The organism is uncultured Brachyspira sp. (genome assembly GCF_944390845.1).
Lineage (GTDB): Bacteria > Spirochaetota > Brachyspiria > Brachyspirales > Brachyspiraceae > Brachyspira > Brachyspira pulli.
On sequence record NZ_CALXRM010000012.1, the window covers coordinates 25416 to 38712 of the forward strand.

A 13297-nucleotide genomic window follows, 5' to 3' on the forward strand; every position below is an offset into this window, starting at 1 on the left:
AATTTATACCTCTATATTGTTAATATTTGCTTGTATGCTTGTTTCTAAATCAAAAAATGCAGATTCTATTCCTTTATCAAATCTATAATTTGGTATTATTATATTTCCAGATTTGTCTATAAAATATTGCGATAGTTTATTATTTGACGTAATTATTCCATCTATATATTTTTTTATATCATCCTGATTATGACCATTAATCTTATACATTAATTCCACTTGATTTATAAAATTGATTGGAGAATTACTATCTATTTTTTCTGCTTTTTTATAATAAGCCATAGCTTCATCATACATTTCTAATTCTCTATATATAACTCCTAAATTAATATTGGCATAAAAACTATCATTAATTCCTATAGCTTCTTCTAAAGCAGAAACTATAATATTATCATAATCTTCAAATCCTATCTTTTTTATATTATTTTCATCGTAACCATATAAACTTTTTAATAATTGCTTTTTTAATCTAAGTCCTATATTATCATTTATATTTTTTATTTCATTAGATAACTCAGTATTTAATATATTAATTAATTCTTTTCTATTTTTATTTTTTAGTTCTTCTTCCTTCATTTTTTCTATTTCTTTATTAAAAACAAATGATAAACAGTTGTGAATAAATGAAAATAATATATCATTTTCTATTGTATTGATTCTAGGATCAGATAATAAATTATTAACAAATTTTATTTCGTTATTTTCTTTTCTATATTGAATTATAGAATTGATTATGTATTTGTATATTTCTGTATAGTCCTTATATAAACATACTGCTTTCATATAATAATTATAGAATGTTTTTTCTCCATTTTCTATTAATAAATCATAATAATTATAAGCCTCTCTGAAATCATTAAGTTCCATAGATGTTTCAATTAATTTTTTATATATAAAAGAATCAGAAAACTTTTGAATTTTGATAAATTCTTTTTTAGCTTTCTCAAATTGATTATCGTCATAATATTGGCAGCCTTTTTCATAATATGTTAAAATATTGCTTATAGGTATTTTGTGATAATCTTTTGCCTTATCATATTCTATAAGTTTTTTCATTTCGTCTAATATTGATATGGATAAATCAAAATATGAATTCTCTTTTTCCAAATCCATATTCAAATTATTATATGAATAGTTTTTTAATAAATTTAATACTACTTCTTTTCTGTCTTTTGATGACATTTCAACAATGCTGTCTGTAATATATTTTTCTTCATTCTCCAATTTTTCTATTTTATTTATATTTCCTAATATTGGCATTTTGAAATCTTCAATATAATTTAATTTTTCTTTATCGAATGCTTTAAAAAATTTATCTGCAATGCTTGAGTTTGATATCAATGTATCATAAATACTTAAGAGAGAGATTTTATCATCAGATTCAATTCCTATTTCTTTCATAACATATCTTAAATTCATTAAATCTGATTCTATATATAGAGATTTATTTGTCAAAAAGAATTCGGATATAAAATATAAAAACTTTTCATTGCTATTTAAATCTGTAAATTTCACTCCGTTTATATCATGATGTTTTATAAAAATAACTAAATCATGTATATTAACTTTACTTTCTAGTCTCTCCATTTTCTTTGACATTTCAATAAATTTGTCCATAACCTGCTTCATAAACTCATTCATTTGTAAATATATTTGATTAATCTCTTCATCTATTGCATTTACAATGCAATTTAATTTTAAGTTAATATTTTTTATCATTTCAAATGTGAGTTTATTATGCTCCGCCAATTTCTGTATCATTTTTATGCTGGCTATTTGGGAAACAGCAAAATCTCTGTCTATTTCGCCCCTTATTTTTCTGTTTTTTCCTGTTACATTGCATAATAAATTTTTAAAAAATCCCTGTCTGCATAATTCTCTAGCTCTATTTTTTCCTGCATTAATTCCAAAACTTGCCTCCATAGCTAATTGGGTAATTTCTTTAGAATCATCTTTACATTGTTCATATACACTGTCAATAAAATTGTCTATATCTTGTTTTTCTTCATTTGATAAATCGTTTTCATAAGGAAGCGGGAAAGTCATAAATTGATCTCCAGAATTATAAATATAACTTATTATATGTCTTTTTGCTTAAAATTCAAGTTTTATTTATTACACACTCTAATCAATGATTTTGTTTAAGCATAGTTTTTTATAATTTTAAGAATTTAATTACATTTGCCCGCCCTTTATCTTTTTTGAATTATTCTGTAACTTTTAAATTATTTTTCTTTTTTATTTCAAACAGTTATTTTAACAGCCCGCCCAGAATTTTTTTAAATTTGTGATAACTATACCGCACGGTGAATGACATTAAAAATATAAACTGAGTCATAATATAATTTTTGTTATATAATAGGATTTATTTAACGTGCGTTAAAAAAATCACCATAGGGATTATTAGTCCCTATGGCTTTGGAGTAAGTATGATTAAAAAAACTAATTTGTAGGAGAATATCACTTACTAGGTTTGAAAAAATTGAGTCTTAATGCATTACTAACAACACATACAGAACTTAAACTCATAGCTAAAGCAGCAAATATTGGATTTAATAGTAAATCTTTACCCATAATGGAAACTAAAAAATCTCCAATCGCTGAAGCTATTAAAGGTTCTCTAAATATATGTAAAACACCAGCAGCTACAGGAATACCAAGCACATTATAACAAAAAGCCCAGAATAGATTTTGTTTTATATCCCTCATAGTTGCCTTACTTAATTCTATTGCAGTAACAACATCATTAGTATTTGATTTTACTAATACTATATCAGCACTTTCAATAGCAACATCGGTTCCGCTTCCGATTGCTATGCCAACATTCGCTTGGGTTAGGGCAGGGGCATCATTTATGCCATCACCAACCATAGCAACTGTAAATCCTTCATCTTGAAGTTTTTTAACTTCCTTTGACTTATCTTCTGGAAGCACTTCTGAAAATACTATATCGATGCCTGCCTCTTTTGCTACTGATTGGGCTGTGTTTTTGTTGTCGCCTGTAATCATTGCAGTTTTTATTCCAAGTTTATGAAGCCTTTTAACGGCGTCAATACTTTCTTGTTTTAATTTATCAGCACATGCTATTATTCCAAGAAGTTTATTATCATAAGAAACATACATAGGAGTTTTGCCTTCTTTTGAAAGTTTGTCCATATCAGAATTATATTTTTCTATGCTGATGTTTTCTTTAAGCATGAGTTTATCATTTCCCATTAAAACTCTTTTACCTTCAATAAATGTTTCTATACCAAAACCAGCAATGGCTTTGAAATTTTCTATAGGTAAAAGAGTGATATTTTTTTCTTTAGCCTCTCTTACTATAGCTTCTCCTAATGGGTGTTCGCTTCCGTTTTCAGCACTTGCAGATATTAAAAGTAATTTATCTTTATCATCAGAAATAATATCAGTGACATAAGGTTTGCCCTCTGTAAGGGTTCCAGTTTTATCAAACATTACAGTATTTATCTTTTGTGATATTTCCAAAGCCTCAGCATTTTTGAAAAGTATTCCTAGTTCAGCACCTTTTCCAGTACCAACCATTATTGCTGTAGGTGTAGCAAGTCCCAATGCACAAGGACAAGCTATAACAAGTACTGATACAAATACTGTTAAAGAAAATACGAAATTATGAATAGCTATAAACCATATAATTCCTGATATTAAAGCTATAGTAATAACTGCAGGCACAAAATAAGAAGATACAACATCGGCAATATGTGCAATAGGTGCTTTTGAACCTTGAGCATCTTCTACTAATTTTATAATCTGTGCTAATGCAGTGTCTGCTCCTACTTTTGTAGCTTTGAATTTGAAACTTCCTGTTTTATTTATTGAAGCACCAACTACTTTATCTCCTACAGTTTTTTCAACTGGTATGCTTTCTCCTGTAAGCATTGATTCATCAACACTGCTGTATCCTTCTATGATTTCACCGTCTACTGGAATCTTTTCTCCTGGACGAACTAATACTATATCATTAACTTTTACTTCTGAAATTTTAATTTCTTTTTCTTCTCCGTTTTTTATAACAGTTGCAGTTTTTGGCTGAAGTCCCATAAGTCTTTTTATTGCTTCACCAGTTTTTCCTTTACTTCTAGCCTCTAAATATTTTCCGAATTGAACTAATGTTATTATAACTGCAGCAGATTCATAATATAGATTTTCTCCATGAGGATTAAGTCCCATAAATGCCAAAATTGTAGAGTATACGCTATATACAAATGCAGCTGTAGTGCCGATAGCTACAAGCGAATCCATATTTGGAGCACCTCTAAAAAGTGCAGGAAAACCTAATGTATAAAATTTATATCCGGATATCATTACTGGTACGCATAAAAGTATTGCTGCTATAGAAAATACTTGAGGATTTATATGATGCACCAAAAAACTAGGTATCGGGAATTTTACAACACTTACCATTGGCGCCATAGATATATAAAATAGCGGTATAGAAAATATTGCAGAAACTATTAATCTTATCTTTTGTTCTTTTATTTCTTTTGCTTTTCTTTCTGCAGGATCTTCTTCTTTACCAAGAACTTGATATCCAGCCTTTACAATGATATTTACTATATCATTATATTTTAATTTTTTATCATCGAAATTTAGAACAGCTTTTTCAGTAGCTATATTAACATTGGCTTCTTCTATGCCTTCAGTTTTTTTCAATGCTCTTTCTACTGCTCTTGAACAAGCAGCACAATGCATACCGCCTATTCTTAAAGTCATTTTCATAAATACAAACCCCTTTTAAAATAATGCATTATATTATACACTAAAATGTTAAAACAGTCTAACAATAAAAAGTATATCATTTTTTTTATAAATTTCAAGTAGGGTGTATAGGTATATATAAATATGCTGTTTTGTAATAATTTTTAAAAAAATAGTTATTTTCATATATCAAACTTCAATTTATTGTTCTATAGAAATTGATAAAATAAAAATTAAATATATAATAAATAAAAATTTTTGAATATTAATATTATGGATTATGATTATGAATAAGATTTTAAAAGTTTTAATATTATTTTGTTTTGCATATTTTATGATAGGTTGTTTTTCTAATGACCCAATAGAAAAAATTGAAAAATATAGCGGAAGGTATGAAGGTGCTTTGAATACCAGAGAAAATACAAGGCAGATTATTCCTAATAAATGTACTTTAATAGTTAATGACGATAATTCTATAGATCTTACTATAACAGGCGGAAATGAATACGATGATCAATTAAGTATATCAAAAGAAGAATTGACAAAGGTTGAAGATAATTTATATAAAGCAAATAAAAATTCAAAAAATTATACATTTGATTTTTATTCTGATTATATGAATTTAACAATAGAAAATACTGATAATACTATAACAGAAGGTAAATTATCAAAAATGAATTAATTCAAGCATATACTTTTTTAGTACAACTAAATAGTAAAAAATAGGCTACTATTTCTTACTATTTAGATTTTTGTACAAACTATTATTAATCATGATGTTCATGACAATGGTTCTCATGACAATCATCTTCTTTATATTTGATATTTTCTCTATAAATAGGCTGGAACTCCTCGCGTAAAAGTTTCCTATTTAAATCTTTTCCTATAAATACTATTTCAAGTTCATCATTTTCAGTGGCACCCGTAACGGCATATCTGTCGCCTACAACATCATATCTTAAATAATTATTTCCGCATTTTATGAAGCCTTTTGATCTTGCAATGTATCCAAACCTTCCATGTATTATATCTTCCAACAATGTCATAAATTTATTTTCATTAACTACACTGCAGCCTTTCATACTTATAGAATCCGGCATTTCTTCATTTTGGGAATTTTCCAATTCTTTTGTTTTATATTTATCATCTAAGAATGATTTTAAAATACTTTCCCACCAATCCTTATTTTTATTAGAGTAATGCTCATTTAGAATTTCTACATTATCACAAGACACTTCATTTTTTGACATTAATGCCTTTATTTTTTTTATAAGTTCATCTGTTTCGTACTGCTCTTTAGATTCCATTTTTGAGATGATTATCTTTGAAGTATTTAAAATTTGATCAACATAGATATCATCATAAGAATTCACAAAGCTGTCAAAGGCATTCCCATCTATAATAGTGATTGGTTTAAGAAGTACTATTCTGTCATATTCAATTTGTTTTATATTATTTATAATATTGCTAAGTTTAGCAACTCCGGTAGGTTCTACTATTAAATATTCCGGGTCTAGTGAATTAGCTATAGTAAGAATTGAAGTTGCAAAGTCTTGCTTCATACTGCAGCAGACACAGCCTTCAGTTAATTCCCAAATATTCATGCCTTCATCTTTAAGCATATTAGAATCTATATCAACATCGCCATATTCATTTTCCATAACTACAAAATCTCTTTTAGTTTTGTTAGCCATTTCTTTTATGAGTGTTGTTTTTCCTGCACCTAAAAAACCTGAAACTATTAATATTTTCATTATCATCTCTCCTTAAAAATTATTGTAATTATATAATAGTTTATTTATTAAATCTATATTTTCCATAATTTTATTCCTTTATGACTTTATTGACATTCCCCGCCCTCTATATTTCATTATGTAATTTTAAAATTTATATTTTAATTTTCTTTTTAGTTAATAAAGAAAAAGCATGCCCGCCCTAGCAGAATTTAGATTTTTAATTTAGCTTCACGCACGTTAAACAAAATTATAAATATAGATATATTAATAATATAATTTTATTTATAAAGAATATTTTATTAACCGTGCGTAGAGTATATTAAAAATTTAATTTAAACTTGGGTGGGTGTGTTTTTTAGAGTTTAGCAGTATGTATAATGAAAACAGAAATTTAAAATAAATTTTTAAAATTTAAAGGGTGGGGTTTAAAATAAAGCTTTTAATTTGTTTAATCAAATTTTATTTAAAGTATATAAAAAATAATAGATTGTAAAAATAATAATTGTAAATTTTTTTATTTATTTATTTTAAATAGTATTGATATAAAGTGTAATTTCATTTATAATATAGCCCATTCAATAGGGAAATGTAAGTGAGAATCTTACGCTGGCACGCAACCGTAAAGTTTAATTTTGAATAATTAACAAAGTCGGATTACCTAAAATTAATAATCAAGTCGAGAGCACTGATTATATATAAGTATTTATTCAAATATTTTGAATCATATTAATATATTTCTATATCAAGATTTGATTATCAAAAATATTTTTGTTTTGAAAACTCAATTAATTCTCATACATAAATAAACCAAATATCTAAAAACAAAAGGAATGCAAATTGTATTCCTTTTGTGATATTATATTTCTTTTTAATTTCGCTATTTATATAAATTTTATGAAGGTATGAATTAGTACTATATATTTTAGGAATCAGTTACAGAATAATAGTAAGTTTGTAAATATAATTTGGCTTTTATAATTGACTCAATATATAATTAAATTAAATTAAATATCAAGTTTAACATTTCCCTGTCTAAGTACTTTATTTTCTATACAATCATATAAAGTAGAAGGAAGTTTATTTTCTAATATTCCAGCATTAACTATTAAATCGACTTTGTCTTTATAAAGTTCTTCAAGTTTATTTCCATCAAGTATAACTCCAGCACCGCTTGGATTTGCAGAAGGAGCTACAAGAGGCGGAGTATTTTGTAATATTAATTGCATATATTCATCATTTGGAACTCTTAAAGCAACTGTTGATTTAAGATAAATAAAATGTTTTTTTAATGAATTAGATAAAGGCATTATAAAAGTTAATTCGCCTGGTACATTTTTTTTAACTATATCAGATACTTTTTCATCACAGAATTTTTCAGAATATTTTATATCTTTTAATAATATTAAAAGAGGTTTATTTCTTTCTCTCTCTTTAATTTCATATATTCTATCTATAGCTTCCACATTCAAGGCGTCTGCAAGCATTCCATAAACAGTATCAGTAGGAGAAATTACTACTCCGCCGTCATTAATAACTTTTGTAACCTCATTAGCTACATATTCCATACTTTCTTTATTATTTCTATCAAGATGAATTACCATAATATTACCTCTTAATGATTGTAGGGTGTATAAAAAGACTTGCGAATCCTCTTCTTTTAGCATTATGCAAAGCCAAAAGTACAGGGGCTACTTCTTTTTCCATATTCTCAATATGATAATTTTTTTTGTATGCTGTGTATGCTATACCTGCGGATATTGTATATTTGATAATCATACCATTATATTCTAGTTCGTTTTTATCAACAAAATCTCTTATTTCATCAACTTTTTTATCATATAGTCTTATATTCATTCTGTTAAAAGCAACCATAAATTGATTATTGTCAAAACGTGCAATAATATCTTCTTTCCTAGTTGATTTTCTTAAAACTTCAGTGAATTTCAGCATTATTTCTTCTGCTGCTATAATACCAAATTCATTAATAATACTGTCTAATCCGTCTATTGAAAAACAAGCCAAAACTATAGTTTCTTCATGTCTTACAGTTTCATAAAGTAATCTGCTGAATTGAGAATAGAACTCTTTCTTGTTCCAAAGTCCAGTTTCTAAATCTACGTTCAATATATCATCATATTTTTTTTGAGCTTCTTTATAGGACTGATAATTTCTATTTGAAACTTCTGTCATATCTGCCAAAGAATTTTGAAGATAATCAGCCTGTTTAAGTAATTTCTGATGTTCTACATATAATTTTCTGTATTTAAGACAGCTATTTACTCTTACAATCAATTCCATTTCATCGAAAGGTATGAATATAAGTCCGTCTATACCTAAACTTAAAGCTTCTTCTATAAACTCCATTTTTCTATAAGGAGTACTTAAAAGTATTATAGGAGTACCTTTAGTAGATTCTTGATTTTTAAAAGTATCAAGGAGCTGCAAACCCTGAGAGTCTCCTATATCAGCATCTAATAATATTAAGTCTAATGTACTTTCATTAGATATATTAACAGCTTGAGAACGTGATTTAGTTGCTATAGGATTATAATGTCTTTCTCTTAAGAGGTCAACGAACCTGTCTAAAAGGTCTGTTCTATGCTCTACTACTAAAATGTTTTCATTCATAATTGCTTAATCTTCTAAAGTTTATAGTTCTTATAAAGTAGTATCGTAAATTTACTGAATATATTGAATAAAAAATAGGCTTCAAAATATTTACTATGAAATTAAGAAAAATCTTCTTTTGATAAGTTTATGTTTTTTATTTTAGCAGTTATTTTTTGGTTAATATATTTAAATATATATCGAAATTTTTATGTTAAATATGCTTTATTTAGTAATGATGTGAAAAAAATACTAATATTGCAGATATATAATTGAAATAAAAATTGCTTTATGTTATTATTGACAGTAATTTTTATTAACATAATTTTACTAATATGGAGGATAAGTAAAATGAAAGTAGCAAAATTTGGTGGCTCTTCGGTTGCAAATGCAAGTCAAATAAAAAAGGTGGTAGATATAGTTCTAGCTGATAAAGATAGAAGAATAGTTGTAGTATCTGCTCCAGGAAAGAGACTTAAAGAAGACACCAAGGTAACCGATTTGCTTATTACTCTAGCTGAAACTATTATTTCTGGTAAAGATGGAAAATTAGAGTTAAAAATTATTATAGAAAGATTTAAAAATATTATAGATGAACTTTCACTCTCACATGATTTATTAAAAGAGATACAATCAGATATACAAGAGAGAATATCTAGTGATAAATCACTTCCTACAAAATTTATAGATGGTGTTAAAGCATTAGGGGAAGATTTGAGTGCTAAAGTTATAGCAGCTTATATTAATTCTCTTGGAGTAGAAGCTAAATATGTTAATCCTAAAGATGCAGGACTTTTACTTTCTGAAGAATTTGGAAACGCTACTGTATTGGAAAAATCTTATGATAATTTAGCTAAATTAAAAGATGAAGAAGCTATAGTAATATTTCCAGGATTTTTTGGATATACTGAAAAAGGCGATGTAGTAACTTTCCCTAGAGGAGGAAGTGATATTACTGGTGCTATACTTGCAAAAGCAGTTCAGGCAGAAGTTTATGAAAACTTTACTGATGTTGACGGAGTATTTGCAGCAGCACCTAATATAGTAGATAATCCAAAACTTATAGATGAGTTTACATACAGAGAAATGAGAGAATTAAGTTACGGCGGTTTCAATGTTCTTCATGCTGAAGCTTTACAGCCGGTATATGAAGCAAATATTCCAGTTCATATACTTAATACTAATAATCCTTCTGCAAAAGGTACTAGAATTGTAGCTTCAAGAAATAAAAACATTAATCCTGTTGTAGGTGTATCTGGAGAGGGTGATTTCTCTTGTCTTTATGTAAGTAAATATTTGATGAACAGAGAGGTTGGTTTCGGAAGAAAATTATTAGAGATAATAGAAGATGAAAATATTCCTTATCAGCACGCTCCTTCAGGAATAGACAATATATCTGTAATTGTTAGAAACTCTGCTATCACAGAAGAAAAAGAGAAACGTATTTATGAAAGAGTACGTGATGAGCTTCATGTTGATAATATATATTTTGAACATGGTCTTGCTTTAATTATGCTTGTTGGTGAAGGTATGCAGCAGTGTATAGGGGTTTCAGCAAGAGCTATGCATGCTATGGAAAAATGTAATATCAATATTGAAATGCTTAACCAAGGTATAAGCGAAGTAAGTATTATGATAGGCGTAAAAGATGATGATTTAAATAGAGCTATAAAAAGTATATATAAATCATTCTTTGAAGAGCAGTTATTATAAAACAACAATTATTATAATAATATATAAATTATTTACTAAAGAAGTGTCAGTTTATACTGGCACTTCTTTTTATTATTAATATTTATGTAATTTTTATACAAAGTGAATTATTTTTGTAAATTATTCAATTGATTATTTTTTTAAATATAGTATTATTGTGAAAAATTAATCTTTTTGTAAAGCATATATAGGAGGTAAAAACAATGCAAAAAGGTACTGTTAGAAGTATACCAATGTTGGTAATATTGAGCATTGTAACATGCGGTATTTATTATTTTTATTGGATTTACAAAACTACTGATGAAATCAAAAAATTTATGGAATCTGAAGAGATAAATCCAACATTAGAATTGATATTATCTATAGTAACTTGCGGTATATATACTTATTATTGGTATTATAAATATGGCAAAATAGTTTATTTAGAAATGACTAAAAAAGCAGGATTAGACAGTACAGAAGATAGTACTATATTATTGGTAATTTTAAACTTATTTATGTATGTAATATCTGCAGCTATACTTCAAGATAAATTGAATACTATATGGAATAGCATACCAGATGATACTTCATCAAATAATTATTTACCTGGTGAAACTTCAGATCAATAATTTTTAATTTATTGATTTTGCAATAAAGGGACTTAGTCTTTAATTAGGCTGGTCCTTTTATTTTTGCATAAATAAATCATTTTAATTTTTCTTTTTTATACATTTTTCCGATACTAATAGAAAATATTTAGTTTTATAAATTTTATAAAAGGAGGGTGAGTTTATGAGAAAATTTTTAGTATTGCTTATAATACTTAGCAATGTTCTAGTTTTAAATGCTTATGATAGTTTAAATGAAGTATTGCAAACTCCTGTAAGTTATAATATTTATAAAGGGAAGAATGCAGAAAAGACATTCAATGCTGTAAGATACATAAATAATAATTATTCCAAAGAAAATTTCAAAGCTAGAAATATATATTCCACATCAAAGATAGACATATATTTAGAAAATGGATTAGAAGTTAATGATAGAAATTTGCAGGAGATAATATTAGAGACTTCAAAAATATATGAGATGGAAGAATATCTATACGGTAAAATAGGAAATGGAAGATTAACTCTTTTAATAATGGATATAAACGGCGGCTATACTGGAGACAAGCCATATATGCAAGGCTATTCCATATTAGACGGACTTGATGAAATAAAAAATGATACCCCAAATATAATATTTTTAGATTATATAAATGGCTGGGAAAATATAGATTCTGTAATAAACACAATAGCACATGAGCTTCATCATGTTATACATTATAACAGTTTGGAAAATAAGAGTACTGATTCATTTGATATATGGGTAGATGAGGCATTATCAGAGGCAGCAGTAATTGCCTACAGAGGAAAAGTTCCAAAGAACAGACTTGATTATTATAATACAGATTCAATGTATTTAATAACAAAAGGCGATTATTTTGTAAATTGGAATCAAGGTTATACAGTTCATAAATATGCTACAGTCTCTTTATTTATGTATTGGCTTGGACTTCATTCTAAAAATGGTTTTGAAATATATAAAGATATAGCGAATGCTCCTGCAGAATATAAAGGCACTTATAAAGCTATACTTTATGCGGCAAATAAAAATATTAGAGAGTTTCAAGATTGGAGTGAGCTTTATGCTACTTGGTTGGAAGCCAATTATAAAAATGATTTAAATGGTATTTATGGATATAATGGAAAAATAACCACAAAGCCAAAGATTATCACTACTCAATATAATTGTCCTATGGCTCCGGGTTCTGCTATTTATGTACAGGGCGATTTTATGTCAGATGATAAACTTTTAAGATATGTAGATTTAGGCGATAATATATATGTGGTTTATAATCCAGATGTTAATACAAAGGGGAAGGATAGATACTTAATAGTTAATTCTTCGTTTTATGGTTATTGATGAAATTATTAGTACTTTTTAGCTATTTTTATAACTCCTAAAAAATGAGTATATGGGAAAAAGCTAATGCATATCTACAGCTTAGGTATGCATTAGCTTTTACTTATTTTTTTAAATTAATCTTCTGTGAGATCAACTTCTACATTAGAAATTTTCTTTAATATTTCATCATAGCTCATTTTAGCCAAAGAACTATCGCTTCCGCAGGCTATATAAAGGTCATCAAAACGCTTCATACTTTTATCAACTAAAATATCTATATTTTCAACACCAAAAGGACAAACTCCTCCAAATGTGAAGCCTGTCAAATTGAAAGTATCCTCTGCATTGGCAAAACTGGTTTTACATTCAAAATAAGCACGCATTTTTTTGGAAGATATTTTTTTATCTCCTGAAGCTATAATCATAGCAAAGTTCTTTTTTGAAGGCTTTACTAATATTGATTTTGCTACCTGACCTCTTTCTATATTTAGAGTTTTGGCAGCATCATCAACAGTTTTTGTAGCTCCAGCCTCTTCAAATTCCTTGTATTCTATATTTAATTTTTTTAAAGCATTGAGTACTTTTTCGTTCATCAT

Annotated in this window: 10 protein-coding genes; 4 read left to right on the forward strand and 6 right to left on the reverse strand. The window is 27.0% G+C overall.

The window, feature by feature from the left end; genetic code table 11:
- Nucleotides 1-3: 3 nt before the first annotated feature.
- Both Q0K52_RS03990 and Q0K52_RS03995 read right to left on the reverse strand, forming a co-directional pair.
- Nucleotides 4-2046, reverse strand: a complete 2043-nt coding sequence (locus Q0K52_RS03990; RefSeq protein ID WP_297296708.1) for a tetratricopeptide repeat protein — start codon at nucleotides 2044-2046, stop codon at nucleotides 4-6.
- A 414-nt stretch (nucleotides 2047-2460) separates the two neighbouring features.
- On the reverse strand, nucleotides 2461-4737 hold the full coding sequence (locus tag Q0K52_RS03995) for a cation-translocating P-type ATPase (protein ID WP_297296710.1): 2277 nt from the start codon (nucleotides 4735-4737) through the stop codon (nucleotides 2461-2463).
- Nucleotides 4738-5002: 265 nt separating this feature from the next.
- Between Q0K52_RS03995 and Q0K52_RS04000 the strand changes: the two genes are divergently transcribed.
- The gene (locus tag Q0K52_RS04000; protein ID WP_297296712.1) at nucleotides 5003-5398 is read left to right on the forward strand and encodes a hypothetical protein; all 396 of its coding nucleotides are present in this window, start codon (nucleotides 5003-5005) and stop codon (nucleotides 5396-5398) included.
- A gap of 85 nt (nucleotides 5399-5483) precedes the next feature.
- On the opposite strand, the gene Q0K52_RS04005 is transcribed toward Q0K52_RS04000, so the two are convergent.
- From Q0K52_RS04005 to Q0K52_RS04015, 3 genes are all read right to left on the reverse strand, one after another.
- Nucleotides 5484-6470: a GTP-binding protein gene (locus Q0K52_RS04005; protein WP_297296714.1), complete on the reverse strand. Its 987-nt coding sequence runs from the start codon at nucleotides 6468-6470 to the stop codon at nucleotides 5484-5486.
- 986 nt (nucleotides 6471-7456) lie between these two features.
- A complete protein-coding gene (locus Q0K52_RS04010; protein WP_297296717.1) occupies nucleotides 7457-8053 on the reverse strand; it encodes an L-threonylcarbamoyladenylate synthase in 597 nt (198 codons plus the stop codon).
- Between the two features lie 4 nt (nucleotides 8054-8057).
- Nucleotides 8058-9080, reverse strand: coding sequence for a diguanylate cyclase (locus tag Q0K52_RS04015; RefSeq protein ID WP_297296719.1), 1023 nt, complete (start codon nucleotides 9078-9080; stop codon nucleotides 8058-8060).
- Between the two features lie 330 nt (nucleotides 9081-9410).
- Here Q0K52_RS04015 and Q0K52_RS04020 point away from each other — a divergent pair, with 330 nt between their 5' ends.
- The 3 genes from Q0K52_RS04020 (at nucleotide 9411) to Q0K52_RS04030 (ending at nucleotide 12719) form a co-directional block, all read left to right on the forward strand.
- Nucleotides 9411-10772, forward strand: coding sequence for an aspartate kinase (locus tag Q0K52_RS04020; protein WP_297296721.1), 1362 nt, complete (start codon nucleotides 9411-9413; stop codon nucleotides 10770-10772).
- A gap of 203 nt (nucleotides 10773-10975) precedes the next feature.
- Nucleotides 10976-11383 carry a DUF4234 domain-containing protein gene (locus Q0K52_RS04025; protein WP_297296723.1) on the forward strand — a complete coding sequence of 136 codons (408 nt, stop codon included), beginning with the start codon at nucleotides 10976-10978 and terminating at the stop codon, nucleotides 11381-11383.
- A 163-nt stretch (nucleotides 11384-11546) separates the two neighbouring features.
- Nucleotides 11547-12719 carry a peptidase M30, hyicolysin gene (locus tag Q0K52_RS04030; protein WP_297296725.1) on the forward strand — a complete coding sequence of 391 codons (1173 nt, stop codon included), beginning with the start codon at nucleotides 11547-11549 and terminating at the stop codon, nucleotides 12717-12719.
- Nucleotides 12720-12835: 116 nt separating this feature from the next.
- Here Q0K52_RS04030 and Q0K52_RS04035 read toward each other — a convergent pair whose 3' ends face one another.
- Entirely contained in the window at nucleotides 12836-13294 is a 459-nt protein-coding gene (locus Q0K52_RS04035) for a YbaK/EbsC family protein (RefSeq protein WP_367270958.1), read from the reverse strand.
- Nucleotides 13295-13297: the final 3 nt, after the last annotated feature.

What these genes read in the sequence shown, in the direction of transcription:
- Q0K52_RS03990 (WP_297296708.1), bottom strand. Translation starts at nt 2,046, where the DNA reads ATGACTTTCCCGCTTCCTTATGAAAACGATTTATCAAATGAAGAAAAA.
- Q0K52_RS03995 (WP_297296710.1), bottom strand. Translation starts at nt 4,737, where the DNA reads ATGAAAATGACTTTAAGAATAGGCGGTATGCATTGTGCTGCTTGTTCA.
- Q0K52_RS04000 (WP_297296712.1), top strand. Translation starts at nt 5,003, where the DNA reads ATGAATAAGATTTTAAAAGTTTTAATATTATTTTGTTTTGCATATTTT.
- Q0K52_RS04005 (WP_297296714.1), bottom strand. Translation starts at nt 6,470, where the DNA reads ATGAAAATATTAATAGTTTCAGGTTTTTTAGGTGCAGGAAAAACAACA.
- Q0K52_RS04010 (WP_297296717.1), bottom strand. Translation starts at nt 8,053, where the DNA reads ATGGTAATTCATCTTGATAGAAATAATAAAGAAAGTATGGAATATGTA.
- Q0K52_RS04015 (WP_297296719.1), bottom strand. Translation starts at nt 9,080, where the DNA reads ATGAATGAAAACATTTTAGTAGTAGAGCATAGAACAGACCTTTTAGAC.
- Q0K52_RS04020 (WP_297296721.1), top strand. Translation starts at nt 9,411, where the DNA reads ATGAAAGTAGCAAAATTTGGTGGCTCTTCGGTTGCAAATGCAAGTCAA.
- Q0K52_RS04025 (WP_297296723.1), top strand. Translation starts at nt 10,976, where the DNA reads ATGCAAAAAGGTACTGTTAGAAGTATACCAATGTTGGTAATATTGAGC.
- Q0K52_RS04030 (WP_297296725.1), top strand. Translation starts at nt 11,547, where the DNA reads ATGAGAAAATTTTTAGTATTGCTTATAATACTTAGCAATGTTCTAGTT.
- Q0K52_RS04035 (WP_367270958.1), bottom strand. Translation starts at nt 13,294, where the DNA reads ATGAACGAAAAAGTACTCAATGCTTTAAAAAAATTAAATATAGAATAC.